This window comes from Streptomyces sp. SM18, assembly GCF_002910775.2.
Classification (GTDB): Bacteria; Actinomycetota; Actinomycetes; order Streptomycetales; family Streptomycetaceae; genus Streptomyces; species Streptomyces halstedii.
Genome location: NZ_CP029342.1, coordinates 5,938,361 through 5,954,207 on the forward strand (window position 1 = coordinate 5,938,361; position 15,847 = coordinate 5,954,207).

General features: G+C 72.3%; 8 protein-coding genes. 3 read left to right on the forward strand and 5 right to left on the reverse strand.

Features of this window, described 5'->3' with window-relative positions; translation table 11 throughout:
- Positions 1 to 33 precede the first annotated feature (33 nt).
- Entirely contained in the window at positions 34 to 3,969 is a 3,936-nt protein-coding gene (eccCa, locus tag B9S64_RS26500; RefSeq protein ID WP_103489606.1) for a type VII secretion protein EccCa, read from the forward strand.
- Between the two features lie 60 nt (positions 3,970 to 4,029).
- Here the strand turns inward: eccCa and B9S64_RS26505 are convergent, their stop codons facing one another.
- The 4 genes from B9S64_RS26505 to B9S64_RS26520 all read right to left on the reverse strand — a co-directional run bounded on the left by B9S64_RS26505 (position 4,030) and on the right by B9S64_RS26520 (position 10,928).
- Positions 4,030 to 5,265 (reverse strand): S8 family serine peptidase, encoded by a 1,236-nt coding sequence (locus B9S64_RS26505; RefSeq protein WP_109492240.1) that lies wholly within the window; start codon positions 5,263 to 5,265, stop codon positions 4,030 to 4,032.
- Positions 5,266 to 5,306: 41 nt separating this feature from the next.
- Positions 5,307 to 8,615 carry a right-handed parallel beta-helix repeat-containing protein gene (locus B9S64_RS26510; protein ID WP_103493650.1) on the reverse strand — a complete coding sequence of 1,103 codons (3,309 nt, stop codon included), beginning with the start codon at positions 8,613 to 8,615 and terminating at the stop codon, positions 5,307 to 5,309.
- A gap of 181 nt (positions 8,616 to 8,796) precedes the next feature.
- Positions 8,797 to 10,221 carry an RICIN domain-containing protein gene (locus B9S64_RS26515; protein WP_258038054.1) on the reverse strand — a complete coding sequence of 475 codons (1,425 nt, stop codon included), beginning with the start codon at positions 10,219 to 10,221 and terminating at the stop codon, positions 8,797 to 8,799.
- The gene (locus tag B9S64_RS26520; RefSeq protein WP_107498628.1) at positions 10,218 to 10,928 is read right to left on the reverse strand and encodes a type VII secretion system-associated protein; all 711 of its coding nucleotides are present in this window, start codon (positions 10,926 to 10,928) and stop codon (positions 10,218 to 10,220) included. Before B9S64_RS26520 ends, B9S64_RS26515 begins: the two co-directional genes overlap by 4 nt.
- Positions 10,929 to 11,310: 382 nt before the next feature.
- On the opposite strand from B9S64_RS26520, the gene B9S64_RS34225 reads away from it, so the two are divergent.
- Positions 11,311 to 12,912 carry a hypothetical protein gene (locus B9S64_RS34225; protein WP_146225114.1) on the forward strand — a complete coding sequence of 534 codons (1,602 nt, stop codon included), beginning with the start codon at positions 11,311 to 11,313 and terminating at the stop codon, positions 12,910 to 12,912.
- Positions 12,913 to 13,403: 491 nt separating this feature from the next.
- Positions 13,404 to 14,462: a vWA domain-containing protein gene (locus B9S64_RS26530; RefSeq protein ID WP_028440912.1), complete on the forward strand. Its 1,059-nt coding sequence runs from the start codon at positions 13,404 to 13,406 to the stop codon at positions 14,460 to 14,462.
- 313 nt (positions 14,463 to 14,775) lie between these two features.
- Here B9S64_RS26530 and B9S64_RS26535 read toward each other — a convergent pair whose 3' ends face one another.
- Positions 14,776 to 15,792, reverse strand: a complete 1,017-nt coding sequence (locus B9S64_RS26535) for an ABC transporter substrate-binding protein (protein ID WP_103493651.1) — start codon at positions 15,790 to 15,792, stop codon at positions 14,776 to 14,778.
- Positions 15,793 to 15,847 lie beyond the last annotated feature (55 nt).

A 15,847-nucleotide genomic window follows, 5' to 3' on the forward strand; every position in this document is an offset into this window, starting at 1 on the left:
ATTCGCCGGCCCGCCCGCCGGCGCGGGCCGGAAATGCCCGAGGGACAATTGACGCTCCAGGAACCACCGGTCCTCGCGGAGACGGTGCCGGACACCTCCGCGTTCTGGACCTACCTGCCGATGGCGATGATGTCGGTGTCGATGATGCTGATGTTCCTCCGCCCCGGAGGAGCCAACGGCGTCTTCATGTACATAGCCATGGGCATGATGATGCTGGCCGCGGTCGCCATGCTCGTCGGCCAGTTCATGCGCACCGCCGGCCAGCGCAAGCAGCGCCTCAAGGGTGAGCGCCGCGACTACCTGCGCTACCTGTCCCAGACCCGGCGGCGGGTACGGCAGACGATCGTCGAGCAGCAGCGCGCCCTGGCCTGGCGCCACCCCGAACCGACCGCCCTGCGGTCCATGGTGCGCACCACCCGGCTGTGGGAACGCCGCCCGGCGGACGAGGACTTCGGAGAGGTCCGGCTCGCCGTGGGCGAGCAGCAGCTCGCTCTCACCCTCACCCCCGTCTCCACCCGCCCGGTGGAGGACCTGGAACCGCTGTGCGCGCACGCGCTGCGCCGCTTCATCCGGGCCTACTCCACCGTCCCCGAGCAGCCCATCGGCCTCTACCTCCGCTCCTCCGCACGGGTGTTGCTGCGCGGCGACGAGGACGCCACACGTGGACTGGTGCGGGCCGTGCTGGGTCAGCTCGCCGTCTTCCACGCCCCCGAGGAGCTGTGGATCGCGGTCTGCGTCACCGACGAGCGCCGCCCCGGGTGGGAGTGGGCCAAATGGCTCCCGCACGTGCTCCACCCCTACGAGGAGGACGGCGCCGGCCCCGTCCGCAGGATCGCCGCGGACATCGCCGAACTCGACGACCTGCTGGGCGCCGAGTTCGCCGAACGCCCCGGATTCGACCCGGAGTCGGTGCCCGGCCGCGAGGAGCCGTACACCGTCGTCGTCATCGACGGCGTCTCCGTCCCCGAGGGCCATCGCTGGGACGGGCCCGGCTACCGCAACGCCGTGATCCTCGACCTCTCCGGGGCGGTGCGCTGGCGGCCCGGCCGCAACACCCTGCGCCTCACCGTCGAGGAGGACGCGGTCGGTCTGGTCCGCACCGACCGCAGCCGCAAGGAACGCACCACCGTGCTGGGCCGCCCCGACCGGCTGGGAGCCGTCGCGGCGGAGTCCCTCGCCCGGCTGCTGGCGGCGCCCCGGCTGAGAGTGGGCACCGACCTCTCGCAGCCGATGGAGAGCGATGTCGAACTGACCGCCCTGCTCGGCATACCCGACCTGCACCGCCACGACCCGGAAACCATGTGGGCCAAGCGCACCGGCGCCGCACGGCTGCGCGTGCCCGTCGCGGTCGGCGCCGACGGCCGGCCGGTGGAGCTGGACATCAAGGAGTCCGCCCAGGGCGGCATGGGCCCGCACGGCATGCTCATCGGGGCCACCGGCTCCGGCAAGAGCGAACTGCTGCGCACCCTGGTGCTGGGTCTGGCCCTCACCAACTCCTCCGAGACCCTCAACTTCGTCCTGGTCGACTTCAAGGGCGGCGCGACCTTCCTCGGACTGGACGAACTGCCGCACACCTCAGCTGTGATCACCAACCTGGCCGACGAAGTCGCCCTGGTGGAACGCATGCAGGACGCCCTCCACGGGGAACTGCTGCGCCGTCAGGAGCTGCTGCGCTCGGCCGGCAACTACACCTCCGCGCTGGAGTACGAGCGCGCCCGCGCCCAGGGCACCGACCTGGCCCCGCTCCCCAGCCTCTTCGTGGTCGTCGACGAGTTCAGCGAACTGCTTGCCGCACACCGCGAGTTCATGGACCTCTTCGTGATGATCGGACGCCTCGGCCGTTCGCTGGGCGTGCATCTGCTGCTCGCCTCGCAACGCCTGGACGAGGGCCGGATGCACCAGCTGGAGAGCCATCTGTCCTACCGGGTGGGGCTGCGCACCTTCTCCGCGATGGAGAGCCGCGGTGTGCTCGGCGTCCCCGACGCGTACCAGCTGCCCTCCGAGCCCGGTAACGGCTACCTCAAGTCCGGTGTGGAGCCGCTGGTGCGGTTCCGCGCCGCCTACTCCTCCGGGCTCTACCGGCGGCGTACCGGCGCGGTGGTCCGGGCCCGGGTGGCCAGCCAGGTGGTGCCGTGGACCAGCGGCTGGGTGGTGCCGCGCACGCTCGCCCCGGACGCCGAACCGGCCCCGCCGTCCGAGGCCGAGCAGGAGTCCGGCGAGGAGGAGACCCTGATCGGTGTGGCGCTGGACCGGCTGCGGGAATCCGGCCCCCCGGCGCACCAGGTGTGGCTCCCGCCGCTGGACGAACCGTCTCCGCTGGACGCTCTGCTGCCCGGCCTCGCCCCCGACGCCGACCGGGGTCTGACCCCCGCCGGCCGGGCCGGGCACGGCAAGCTGAGGGCCCCGGTCGGCCTGGTGGACAAGCCGTTCGAGCAGCGGCGCGACCCGCTGGTCGTGGACCTCGCCGGGGCGGGCGGCCATGTCGCCGTCGCCGGTGGTTCGCAGAGCGGCAAGTCCACCCTCACACGCACTTTGATCTGTTCCCTGGCGCTCACCCACACCCCGTCCGAAGTGCAGTTCTACTGCCTGGACTTCGGCGGCGGCGGGCTCTCGCAGCTCGCCGGGCTGCCGCACGTCGGCGGGGTCGCTGCCCGCCTCGACCCGGAACGGGTCAACCGTACGGTGGCCGAGGTGATGACGGTGCTGGCCCGGCGCGAGCAGCTCTTCGTGGACCACGCGGTGGACTCCATGGCCTCCTACCGGCGCCGCCGGGCGGCGGGGGAGTTCCCCGACGAGCGGTTCGGTGACGTATTCGTGGTCGTGGACGGCTGGTCCACCGTGCGGCAGGACTACGACGACCTCGTCCCCAAGTTCAACGAGCTGGCGGCGCGCGGCCTCAACTACGGGGTCCACCTGATCGTCACCACCGCCCGCTGGGTCGAGCTGTCCGCACAGGTGCGCGACCAGGCCGCGACCCGGCTGGAGCTGCGGATGGGCGATCCGATGGACTCCGAGGTGGACATGCGCAAGGCCCGCTCGGTACCGCGCTCCGGCGGCCGGGGGCTCACCGCCGACAGCAAGCTGCACTTCCTGGCCGGTCTGCCCAGGATCGACGGCGGCAGCGGCACCGACGACCTCGGCGACGGCGTGGCGCACCTGGTCTCCCGGATCGCCGAACACTGGCGGGGCCACCCCGCGCCCCCGGTACGGATGCTGCCGCACCGCCTCCCGGTCGCCGAACTCCCCGAGGCCGCACCGACCGAGGGCGGCGGGCTGCGCCTGCCGCTGGGCCTCGACCAGGACGGCCTGGAGCCCGTCTGGCACGACTTCAGCCGCACCCCGCACCTGATCGCGGTGGGCGACACGGAGAGCGGCAAGACCAACCTGCTGCGGCGCGTCGCCGCCGGGATCACCTCCCGTTACACCCCCGCCGAGGCGAAGATCATCGTGGTGGACTACCGCCGCGAACTGGTCGACGCCGTGCCGGAGGAGTACCGCATCGGCCACGTCGTCTCGCTGGACAACCTGCGGGAGACCGTGGACGGCGTGGCACGGGCGATGCAGACCAGGCAGCCCGGCCCGGACATCGCCCCCGCCCGGATGCGGCAGTGCGACTGGTGGACGGGCCCCCGGCTGTTCGTGCTGGTGGACGACTACGACATGGTCGCGGGCAACTCCTTCCAGAGCCCCTTCGAACCGCTCTTCGACCACCTCGCGCTCGGCTTCGAACTCGGCCTGCACGTGGTCGTCGCCCGCAGCGCGATGGGCGCGGGACGCGGGCTCAACGAGGCGCTGCTGCGACGGCTCGACGAGACCAACACCCCGGCGCTGCTGATGTCCTGCCCGCCCACCGAGGGCTTCCTCTTCGGCAACGTGAAGCCGCGCAACCTGCCCCCGGGCCGCGCCTTCCACATCGCCCGCCGCAAGGCGAAGCTGGTACAGACGGCGCTGGCCGAGGGCACCGGCTGAACGGAGCGAGGAGAGGGCCCGCCAGGCGGCGGGCCCTCCCCTCCACAGCGTGCGGGCCGGTCAGGCGCGGGGCCCCGCGGGCCGCCAGCGGCGCGCCCTGGCGCGCGGCACCACGACCGCCACCCACACCACCGCCAGCACCCCCGCCGCACCGCCCAGCGTCAGCAGCGTGGCCCGGCGCGCGGCCCGGTCGGCGGCGGCCGTGTCCGGCAGCCGCACCGCTTCGGCGGTCCGCTCGTCCCCGGTGTGCGCCGCCGGGTCCGCCACGGCGGTGACGGCCGCGTACGCGTCGAGCTGGGGCACGTCCGCGGGGTAGGCCGTCGAGACCAGCCGCTGTGCCACCTCGTCCGCCGACGCCTCCGGGTGCGCCCCCCGGACGACCGCCGCGGCCCCCGCCGTGTACGCCGCGGCCAACGACGGCCCCGCGCCCAGGAAGTGGCCCGTACCGCGCGGCCCGCCGGACACGATGCCCGCTCCCGGCGCCGCGAGGTCCACGCCCGAGGTCTCCAGGGCGTGGTCCGGCCGGGCCCCCGACGGAACCATGTCCACCACCGAGATCACGCCCGGCTCCGAGGCGGGCCAGTACGGCCGGGCGGGCACCGGGTCGGCGGTGGCCGCCGGCGGGTCCGGGGTCGCGGCGGCCACGACCACCACGCCCGCCCGCCGGGCCTCCCGCACCGCCGAGGTCAGCTCCGCGCTGCGCTTCGGCAGCGCGACCGACACCGTGATCACGTCGGCCTTCGCGGACACCGCAGCCCGCACCGCCTCCGCGACCCGTGCCGCGTCCGGTCTGCCCAGCGCGTCCGTGCCCCGCAGGCCCAGCACCCGCGCCCGGGGCGCCACCCCGCTCAGGCCCGGCGTGCCGCCGCCCGCGCCCGCCACCAGGTTCGCCACGAACGTCCCGTGCCCCACACAGTCCTCGCCGCCCTCCCCACGGGAGGTGACCCGCCCCTTGAGCGCGGCCGCGGACGAGGCCACCCCGGTGTCGATCACGGCGACGGTCACACCCTCGCCCTGCCCGTGCCGGTGCACCCGGCCGAGGTCGAGCCGCTGCCGCGACCAGTCCTCCTTCTCGGCCTTCGTCTTCGACGCGGGCGTGCACGCCGACCGGCCGGGGTCGTCGGGGAGCACCGACGGCAGTGCGGGCAGCTCCTGTTCCTCACCGGCGGCGCGCCAGGTGCCCCCGGGGGCCCGTACGGCCGCGCCCGCCGGTACCGCGCCCGACAGCAGCAGCAGCGCCGCGAGCCCGGCACCGGCCACCGCCCGTACCGGACCGGGGCCGGTGGACGTACGCACGCCGGTGCCCGGGTACCGCGCGCCCGTCACCACGCGGCCCCTCACCGGCCCGCCGTGTCACGGGCCGTGGCGACGTCCTGCGGGATCAGCGTGCGCAGATCGTCCAGGGTGGGGGCGGCCAGCGCACTGAGGCGTCCCGCCTGCCGGGTGACCATGGACTCCACCATCTGGCGGGCGAGCCGCGCGTTGCCGAACGTACGGTCGCGGGGCAGCGCGTCGAAGTGCTCCTTGAGCAGCACCCCGGTGCCCGGCCCGCACTCGTACCCCATCGACGCGGCGTGCGAGCGGACGATGGTGACCAGCTCCTCCGAGGAGTAGTCCGAGAAGGCCACGCGCCGTGAGAAGCGCGAGGACAGCCCGGGGTTGGAGGCGAGGAAGCGTTCCATCTCGGCGGTGTATCCGGCGACGATGACCACCACGTCGTCGCGGTGGTCCTCCATCAGCTTCAGCAGGGTGTCCACGGCCTCCTGACCGAAGTCCGCCCCGCCGCCCGCCGGGGTGAGCGTGTACGCCTCGTCGAGGAACAGCACACCGCCCCGCGCCCGTTCGAAGGCCTCCTTGGTCAACTGGGCGGTGTGGCCGATGTACCGGCCGACCAGGTCCGCGCGCGCCACCTCGACCAGCTGGCCGCCGCTGAGGATGCCCAACTGGGTCAGGATCTCGCCGTACAGCCGTGCCACCGTCGTCTTGCCGGTGCCGGGCGGGCCGGTGAAGACCAGGTGGTGGCTGATCGAGGGCACCGGCAGCCCGGCGGCGGCCCGGTGCCGGGCGGTGGTGATCAGGTTGACCAGATCGGTGACGTCCCGCTTGACCTCCGCCAGGCCCACCATGTCGCCGAGGCTCGCGAGCGGGTCCCGTTCCCCGCCGTCCCCGGCCGGAGCGGCCGCGGTGGCGGACACGTCCTCCGGCAGCAGCAGCCGCAGATCGCGCTCGCCGATGTCATGCTGCGAGGCGAGCCGCATCGCCTGCCGGTCCACCATCTCCTCGAACACCCCGCGCGCGGCACGGCCGTTACCGAATCCTGCGTCGCGGGGCATCCGCTCGAAGTGGGTGGCCAGTGCCCCGGCGGTGCCCTCGCCCAGTTCGTACTGGTGCTGCCGGCACATGCTTTCCATGATCGCGACCAACTCCGGCACCGAGTAGTTCTCGAATTCGACGGACCGTGAGAACCGCGACCCCAGACCGGGGTTGGAGGCGAGGAAGGACTCCATCTCCCGCGAGTACCCGGCCACGATCACCACCACGTCGTCGCGGTGGTCCTCCATCAGCTTCAGGATCGTGTCCACGGCCTCCCGGCCGAAGTCCGCTCCGCCGTTGCCGCTGTCCGAGGTCAGGGTGTAGGCCTCGTCGATGAACAGCACGCCACCGAGGGCCCGTTGGAAGGTCTCCGTCGTCTTGATCGCCGTACCGCCGACGATCTGCGCCACCAGGTCGGCGCGGGACACCTCCACGAGGTGACCGCTGCGCAGCGAACCCAGCTCCGCCAGGATCGACCCGTACAACCGCGCCACCGTCGTCTTGCCGGTGCCCGGCGGGCCCGTGAAGACCAGATGGCGGCTCATCGGCGGTGCGGACATGCCCAACTGTTCGCGTCTCTGGGCCAGTTGGGTCAGATTCACCAGGGTCCGCACCTGCTGCTTGACGTTCTCCAGGCCGATCAGGTCGTTGAGCGCGCTGAGCGGCCCGCCCTCACGGGAGATCGGTGCCTCCTCGGCGGCACCCGAACCCGCCGGGTCGGTGTTCTCGGCGTTCCCGGACCCCCAGGCATCGCGCTTCCCGTTGCCCGAACTGGTCAGCCCCTCCACGGCGAGCCGCTCGCCGGGCACGGCCTGCACCAGCCCGCCGCCCGCGTTCTCCCGCGCCACACAGTTGACCAGGGACACCGGAGAGGTCGACTCCACCCGGAAGCCGTCCTTCTCGCCACCGCTCACCTCGCAGGCGCTCAGTGAGCCCAGACTGCCCTCCCGCAACACGAAACCGTGCCCTGCCGGGGCGTGCACCGTCGTCCGGCTGGCGGTGATCTCCGCCCCGCCGGCCACCGCCACACCGTCCTCGGCGGACGCCTCGACGCGGAAGTCCCGGACGGTGACACTGCCGCCCTCCTCGACCAGGACACCGCTGCCGCCGCTGCCGGACACTCCACCGCCCGCGAGATACAGCGTGCTGCCGGACGCCACCCGCACACCGGTGTCCCGGGGACGGACGATCTCGCAGTCCTCCACCCGGCCCCGCGCGTCCTTCGCCGCCGTGAACCCGTCACCGGCCGGCTCCACCAGCCGCGCCCGGCGCAGCAGCGGATTGGCGCCCCCGCGCACGGCGACGGCGGGGGAGCAGCCGATGACCTCCAGCCGGTCCAGCTCCGCCGCCGAGTCCTCGTCCAGCAGCAGACCGGTCGCCTCGCAGTCACGCACGGTCAGCCCCGTCAGCGCGGGGGACGACGCGCCGTTCACCTTCAGCGCGGCGCCCTGCGCGGTGTCCACCCAGCAGTCCTCGAACGTGCCGCGCGCCCGGTCGGTGACCAGCACACCGCCGCCCCGGGTACGCGAGGTGCGGCAGCGGCGCAGCACCGGGTCGGTTCCGGCGGCCAGCACGATGCCGGTGGCGGACGCCCCGGTGATCCGTACGTCCTCCAGCGTGGTGCGGCCCGCGCTCGTGATGTGCACCCCGGTACTGGTGTCGTGCACCACCGTCCGTACGACCCGGGTGGTGCAGCGCTCCTCCAGGGCGATCGACGGCTTGTCGGTGGACGAGATGTCGCAGTCCTCGACGGTGCCGCGCGCGTCCCCGTTGGCCAGGACGCCGTTGCCGCGGGCGTCCCGCACGGTGCAGCCGCGGACCGTCGCGTCCCCCTGCTCGGCGAGGACGATGCCACTGGTCGCCAGGTGCTCCACCGAGCAGGACTCCACCGAGCTGCCCGCCGCCGAGGTGATCACGATCCCGGCACCCTTCGGATTGCTCACCCGGCAGTCGCGCAACGCCAGCGAACCGGTGCCGCCCGCCAGCAGCGCCGCCCAGGCGGCCCCGCTGATCTCGCAGCCGTCCAGAGCCGCCTGCCCGCGCCGCACGTCGACGGCCGGCTGCTCGGCGTCCGTACCGCGCAGCGTCAGCTCCGAGAGCATCACCGCGTCGGCCCGCAGCGTCAGCACGCTGCCCGACCGGGGCCGGATCTCCACCGTGCCCCGCCCCTCGGCCGCCGTGAGCGTGACCCGGGTATGGATCACCAGGCTCTCGGCGTACTCCCCCGGACGGATGCTGATGACGGCGCCGGTGCGCGCCGCTGCCAGCGCCTCACCGATCGTCCGGTAGCGGTCGGAGCCCTCCGGGCCGACCGTCAGTACCTGGCGCGACACGCACGAACCTCCTCGCCTGGGCGGTGCCATGAGCCGAGGCGCCCGCTCCTGGAACTACCCGGAAACCCGATCATGCCAGTACACCGCCCCTGTGTTCGAGTGAGGTCTCCTCGCGCGTACCGGCCGGGGGTCTCCCGTGCGTACCGGCCGGGGACCCTGCGCACGGACCGGCCGGCGGCGGTCAGGCGTAGCTCCACTTCTGGTTGTCCTTGCCGGTGCACGTCCACAGCTGGAGCTTCGCCCCGTTCCCCCGGTTGTCGGCGGGCACGTCCACGCACATGCCGACCACGGTGTTCACCAGGTCGTTGCGCTCGTTGATCACGAACTTCTGGGCGATGTTCCCGCTGCAATAGGCGAGTTGGATGGGCGTGCCCTCCCGGAAGACGGCGTTCGCCACATCGAGGCAGAGACCGCCGATCCGCAACGTGCCGTCGGCCGCGGTCTGCCACTTCTGCGCGTTGGTGCCGTTGCAGTTCCAGGCGTCCAGGCGCATCCCGTCGTTGAACTGGCTGTGCGGGACGTTCAGGCAGAGGCCGGCCATGTGGTTGCGGATGGACACCGGACTGCCGAGCGACACTGCCGACTTGGTGCTCGCCTTCTTGTCGGCGCCGCTGTTCGAGGAGGAGTTCTGGCCCGAGGACACCGTCTTCGGCTTCTCCTTCGGCTTCTCCTCCGTGACCTTCGCCTCGCTCGGAGCCTTCCCGCCGCCGGCCTCGTCCTTCTTCCCGTCCGCGTCGCCCTTGGGAGCCTTGCCGTCCTCGTCGTCCTTGTGCGCCACGGGAGCGCCCGCGTCGGCCGTCTTCGGCTCGGGCACCTTCGCGTCCTCGGGCGCGCCCGCCTCGGGGGTGGCCGCCACGAAGTCGCCCGGCGCCCTCTGCTCGTCGCCGGCGAGCACGGTACCGGGGGCTTCGGCGGAGGTGCTCCGTCCGTCGTCCTTGTTCCCGCCGAGCAGCAGGAACGGCACCGACACCAGCAGCGCGCCGGCCACCGCCGCGCCGGCCAGCATCGCCTTGCCGGGCCTGCCCACCGGGGTGGCCTGCGGCTCCTTGTCACCGATGGCGGTGGCGGTCATGGTCCGTACGAGAGCGGGCAGCCGGCTCTTCGCCGCCGCGGCCGCGCCGGGATCGCTTTCACCGGCGGCGGCCGTGCCACCGGCTGTCGCGCGGGCTGTGTCCCCGGCCGTGTCCCCGGCCGTGTCCCCGGCTGTGCCGGATCCTTCGGTCTCGGCGGTCTCGGCGGTTTTAGTGGTCTCAGTGGTGCCGGTGCCGGTGCCGGGATCGGGCTGCGTTGCCGTGTCCGTGCCGGACGGGGTGACGGCCGGGCGCGCGGCGGAGGCTTCGGTCTCCGTGTCCTTCGCGCCTTCTGCGCCCTTCGGGGCCTTGGGGTCCTTCGCGCCTTCCGGGGTCTTCGCACCCTCTGCGGTCTTCGCGCCCTTCGGGGTCGCGGCACCCGTGGGCTCCGCACCCTCCTCGCCGCTCAGCGACAGCGCGGGCGTGGGTTCGGGCTCGGGAGAGGCGGGCGGGGGAGAGCTGACGCCCTCCCCGCCACCGGGCTCCTCGTGCGCCGTCGCCGGGGGGTTGACGGGGTTCTGGGCCGAGCGTGTCACGGGGTCCTCCCTGTGGTGTGGGGCCAAGGGGCCTGACCTGAAATGTCGGGCGCCGCCTCCGAGGTGCCGGCCGCCGGAGCGGCGACCGTGCCGGAACCCGCGCCGTCCGTGGAGCGGCCGGTGTCCTCGTCCCTCGGGGGCGTGCTCACCGGCAGGCTGTCCGCCGGAACGACCAGCGGGGCCGCGGCTGTGGCGTTGACCATCAGCGACGTGTGCGATCCGCGCAACTCGCGTACCAACTCGCCCGCCGGGAGGGTCTCATGGATCAGTGTCGGGGACATGAACTGATGTGCCGGGGAAGTGAACACCAGGACGACGGGCTTCCCGTCCGAACCGGCGGCGGTCAGCCTCCGTCCGTCCGCCCCACGTACGACGGTGACCTCCGCGTCGGCGAGTACCGCCAGTGCCTCGTCGACCGAACCGTACCCGGTCGCCGCCCGCTGGGCCGCCGCGTCCACCGGATCGGTGGGCTCGGGCCAGCCGAGTACCTGGGCGGAGGGCCGGTACCGGGGATTCGCGCGGTACTCCCGTACGTCCCCCTCCTCGTCGGAGCGCCACTCACCGACCACCGCCCAGTCCGGCGGCGGCCGGTCCTGCGGCCATTGCGGATCGACCACGCCGAGCCAGTGTTCGGGAGCGTCCCGTGCCGCGTCGCGCACCGAGTCGGGTATCTCGGGGGGCGGGTCGGGTATCCCTCCGGTCCGCATCGTCTTACCTGCCTCCGGTCGTGCGGCGTCGACGTTCCCCGGCGCCCGTGCGTGGAAGGCAACAGGATGCCACGGCGAGGCGACCGGCGGGCGGTCCCGGGTCGATCCGGCCGCCCGTGCGGGGGCCCGGATGATCAGTGGTGCTCAGGCACACGATACGGTTCGCTCGCGCCCCGCCGTCATATCGCTCCAGGTCGGGGCGGCTCGTGCAACACGCCGGGGCTGTACGACGGTTGCCCACGGACGTCCGGGGACACCACCGCGCGGCCCGGGCTGTGGTTCCGACAGACGGTACGGAGGGCGGGTCACGGGCCGGCTCGTCCCGCCCCGGCCGATCCGCCTCGTACCCACGACCCGTCAGTTCCGTTTCGCGGAGGACCTCATGACCGAGCCCCAGCACGAAGAGCCGGCCGCCGTGGCGGAGCCGAAGTCCCCGAGCGGGGAACGGGACACCCCTGACGCGGAGCCGGAGTCGGCGGGAACACCCGTCCCTGCCCCGGAGCCTGGGACGACACGGGAGGAGCAGCCCGCGAAGGCCGGGGCGGAGGAGCCGGTGGAGGTGGATACGGCGGCGGAGAAGCCGGCCGGGACCGAACCCACCGGACGAACGGCGGCCGACGCGCCCCAGGTCGCGAAGACCGAGGTCACGAAGGCCGCTGCTGCGAAGACCGGCACTGCGGAGGGGGCCGAGAAGCCTGAGGCCGTGGGGGAGACCACGGTGAAGGCCACGGAGCCCGGCACCGCGACGGCCGAGGTCACGGAGCCCGAGTCCACGGAGCCCGGCACCGCGACGACCGAGGTCACGAAGGCCGCTGCTGCGAAGACCGGCACTGCGGAGGGGGCCGAAAAGCCTGAGGTCGTGGGGGAGACCACGGTGAAGGCCACGGAGCCCGGCACCGCGACGGCCGAGGCCGCGAAGACCGGGACGGCCGCCCGTGCGGGGGTGGCCGTCGCGGACACCGACCCGCCGGTGAACTCCGTGGGCTCCGGTACGGCCACCGGCGACCGGATCGGGCGTCCCGGCAAGGCGCTGCTGGCCGGTGCGGCGATAGCCGGCCTGCTGCTGGTCAGCGTCCCCTTCCTGGTCCGGACCGGCGACGGCGACAGCGGACGACCGGCGGCGGGCGAGGAGTCCGGAACGGTCCTGGGCCAGGGCGAGACGGCCGCGCCCGGAGCCTTCGCGGCGGCGTCCCCGGGCACCCCGCAGGCGAAGGGGAAGGACCAGGACAAGGGCGGCCAGGGAGCGAAGGAGGGGCAGGCCCCGGTCACGGCGGGCGGCGTCCCCGCCCCCGGCGCGGACCCGGCGACAGGCGGAGACAAGGGCTCCGGTGAGGCGATCGACGGCGGCAAGGACGCGACCGTCCCCGGTACGGCCGCCTCCGCGTCCCCGGACGCGCCGTCCGCCAAGAAGTCGTCCTCACCCCAGACCTCCGCCCCGAAGGCCCAGATGCAGGCGGCCTCGACCGTCGTCTACTCGGCGGTCGCCGGCCCCGGGTGCCCCGTTCCCTCCGGCGGCGGCTACAAGCAGCACAACTACTTCGCGGACGGCACCAAGGGCTGGTACACCCGCACCACGGGAGCCTGGACGGGCGACGGCTGCAACGGCGGTTATGTGGCCGTCCCCATGTCCGGATCCACGAGCACGGACGCCAAGAACCGCGTGATGTGGTGGTGGCGGCCCGGCACCACGGCCCGCACCTGCCAGATATCCGTCTTCGTCCCGCACAGCAACACGACGCTGTACGTGGGAGGGCACCCCACGACGTACCACGTCCTGGTGGACGCCAACGACCGGACGACCAAGTACGACAGCTTCACCGTCAACCAGGCCTCGCTCCGTGGCCGGTGGGTCGATGCCGGCACCTTTTCGATGCAGGGCGCCACCATCGGCGTGAAGCTCCTCGACCGGGGTGACGACTGGTCCAGCGGATGGGGCAAGGCCCACCACGCCGCAGCGCAGATGAAGGTGACCTGCCGCTCCTGAGACGGCCCGGCCTCCGTCCGTTCAAGGTCCCTCCCCGGCTCCACGCTCGTCCCCCTGCCGGTCCACCGGGCGCCCGACCCGGAAGACGGCCGTGTCGTTTCGCCTTTCGCGCGCGGCACTGGGACCATGGAGCGGTCAGCATCAGGATGCGTCCTGACCGATCCGAAGCCGCGAGAGGTGGCCATGTCCTCGAAACGACGACGCAAGAAGAAGGCGCGCCGCAAGAACGCCGCGAACCACGGCCGACGCCCGCAGTCCTGAGAGAGCCGCATGACGAAGGGTCCGGCCTACCGCACCGACGGTAGGCCGGACCCTTCGGTGTACGGCCTGACCTGACCCGGGCCGGGCCGGGTCAGGTCGGCGCACCAGACCCCTGGGCGTCGGGCGGCGGCTCCGGGCGCGGACGGATGATCGCACGTCAGGCGGCGTTGTCAGTGGCTCCCCATAAAGTCGAAGCATCACTCAGGGAGCCCTGGAGAAGGAGCAGAAGCATGTCCGCCAACAAGATCCAGCACAAGGTGAATCATGTCGCGCTGGTCGTGGACTGTTCAGGTTCCATGCGTCCGCACGAGAGCCAGCTCATCCGCGTCGTGGACGAGTTCGTGGCGGGTCTGAAGGCCGAGTCGGACAGCCTCGGCCACGAGACCCGGATCAGTCTCTACTCCTTCGACCACAGGGTGGAGAACCTCGTCTGGGACATGGACGTGAAGCATCTGCCGTCCATGCGGGGCCTGTACAAGGTGAACAACGGCGCCACGGCCCTCATCGAGGCCTCTCTGAAGTCCCTGGACGACCTGGGCCACATATGGGAGGAGTACGGCGAGCACAGCTTCCTCCAGATCGTGGTGACGGACGGCGAGGAGAACGCCTCCGGCGGTGACCGGCGGCACGACGGCGACATGGCCATCCTGGGCCCCTGGCTGGACAAGATCGCGTCGAAGATGGGCCGGCTGCCGGGCCACTGGACGTCCGCGATCCTCGTCCCGAACTCCCTGGCGAAGCGCACGGCCCAGAACTACGGCTTCCCGGCCGGCAACATCGCCATCTGGGACGCCGATTCACGGGAGGGTGTCGAGGAGGCGATCGGCACCGTGCGCGCCGCCGCCACCAGCTTCCTCCGGGGCCGCGAACAGGGCGTGCGCGGCACGAAGAACCTGTTCGCCGTCGGCCAGGACATATCGGTGGACGAGGTGCGCGCGACGCTCGAACCGATCCCGGCCGACAAGTACCGGCTCCTGAAGGTCGACCAGGAGATGGAGATCAGGCCCTTCGTGGACTCGCACCCGGGCGTGACGTACGAACGGGGCGCCTGCTACTACCAATTGGGAGCGCGGGCCCAGGTGCAGCCGAACAAGGAGGTCATCGTGGTCGAGAAGGACACGGACCGCGCCTACACGGGCGACGCGGCGCGCAGCCTCCTGTTCGGTACGGGCATCCACGGCACCGTCTCCGTGAAGGCGGGCAACAACCCGGCGCTGGAGGTGTACGTGCAGAGTCGTTCGGTGAACAGGAAGCTCAAGCCGAAGACGCGTCTGCTCATCATGCTCTGAGAACCCGGCGATCGGCAGGGCGGGGGCATCGGCCCCCGGTGGCGAGGAACGCGAGACCGGGGGAGGGACCCCTCAACCCTCGACGTGGGCACGGCCCGGCGCCACAGCCCGGCGGCACGGCCCGGCGGCACCGCACCCGCGCCCGAATCCCCGGCACCGCAGCGCAGTGCCGGACATCCGGGCATCGGGGGCATCGGGGGGAACGGTGCATCCGGGTATCGCGGTATCCGGGCGGACCGACGCAGGTGACCGACACAGGTGGCCGACGGAGAGGCGACCGGCGACCGGTAGCCGATGCCGGCGACCCCGACCGTCAGCCCGCCTTCTCCACGAACTCGGTGGTGTAGGTCTTGCTGAGATCGACCTTGGCGTCCTTGAGGTTCGGGTTGAACGCCTTCAGGACACGCTCGACGGTCTCCGGGCCGTCCTTCGGCATCACACCGTCCGTCGTGAACATCGGCAGCGTGCTCCGGATGGCCTCGGCGTACAGCTTCTCGCCGCCCTGGGCGTAGTCGGCCGGCATCTTCGCGGCGATCTCCTCGGGCGTGTGGCTGTTCATCCACTTGAGGGTCTTGACGAAGGCGTTGGCCAGCTTCTGCACCGTCTCCTTGTTGTCGTTCACCCAGCTCGTGTTCATGTACAGGCTGGAGGAGGGGTAGGGGCCGCCGAGTGCCTCCTGCGAGCCCTCGGGCGTGCGCATGTCGACGAGTATCTTGCCGACCTTCTTGTCGAGGATCTGCGTGACCGTCGGGTCCGTGGTCATCCCCGCCTGGATGGAGTTCTGCTGAAGGGCGGAGATGAAGGTCTGGCCGGCGCCGACCGCCACCGGGGTGATCTTTTCCGTCGGCACCCCGTTCTTCACCGCGAGGTACTTGGTGAGGAAGTCGGTGGACGACCCCAGACCGGTGACGCCGAGCTTCTTGCCGGAGAAGTCCTTGGGCGACTTGATCTCCTCCGCGGCGGCGTTGGAGACCACCTCCACCTCCCCCGAGGTGTGGGAGAGCTGCACGACCGACTCGACCGCCTTCCCCTTCACCTGGAGGTCGAGGGTGTGGTCGTAGAAGCCGACGACCCCCTGGACGTCGCCGGAGACGAGTGAGGTGGTGGCCTGCACACCGGCGGGTTCGGTCAGCAACTGCACGTCGAGCCCCTCGGCTTCGAAGTAGCCGAGCTTCTGGGTGAGCATGGCCGGCATGTAGATGACCTTGTCCAGGCCACCGACCATGATCTTGACCTGGCCGTCACCGGAGCCGCCTCCGCACGCGCTGAGGGAACACAGGACCAGCATGGTGGTGGCGGCGGCAGCGGCGGCCTTGAGAGGAGTACGCATGATCACGTCCTTGTCAGGAAGGGTTCGGGCCTCCCTCGACGGGAGGGCGGTGGAG

Bases quoted from the DNA above. Each gene is read 5' to 3' on its own strand.
- eccCa (WP_103489606.1), top strand. From the start codon at position 34: ATGCCCGAGGGACAATTGACGCTCCAGGAACCACCGGTCCTCGCGGAG.
- B9S64_RS26520 (WP_107498628.1), bottom strand. From the start codon at position 10,928: ATGCGGACCGGAGGGATACCCGACCCGCCCCCCGAGATACCCGACTCG.
- B9S64_RS34225 (WP_146225114.1), top strand. From the start codon at position 11,311: ATGACCGAGCCCCAGCACGAAGAGCCGGCCGCCGTGGCGGAGCCGAAG.
- B9S64_RS26530 (WP_028440912.1), top strand. From the start codon at position 13,404: ATGTCCGCCAACAAGATCCAGCACAAGGTGAATCATGTCGCGCTGGTC.
- B9S64_RS26535 (WP_103493651.1), bottom strand. From the start codon at position 15,792: ATGCGTACTCCTCTCAAGGCCGCCGCTGCCGCCGCCACCACCATGCTG.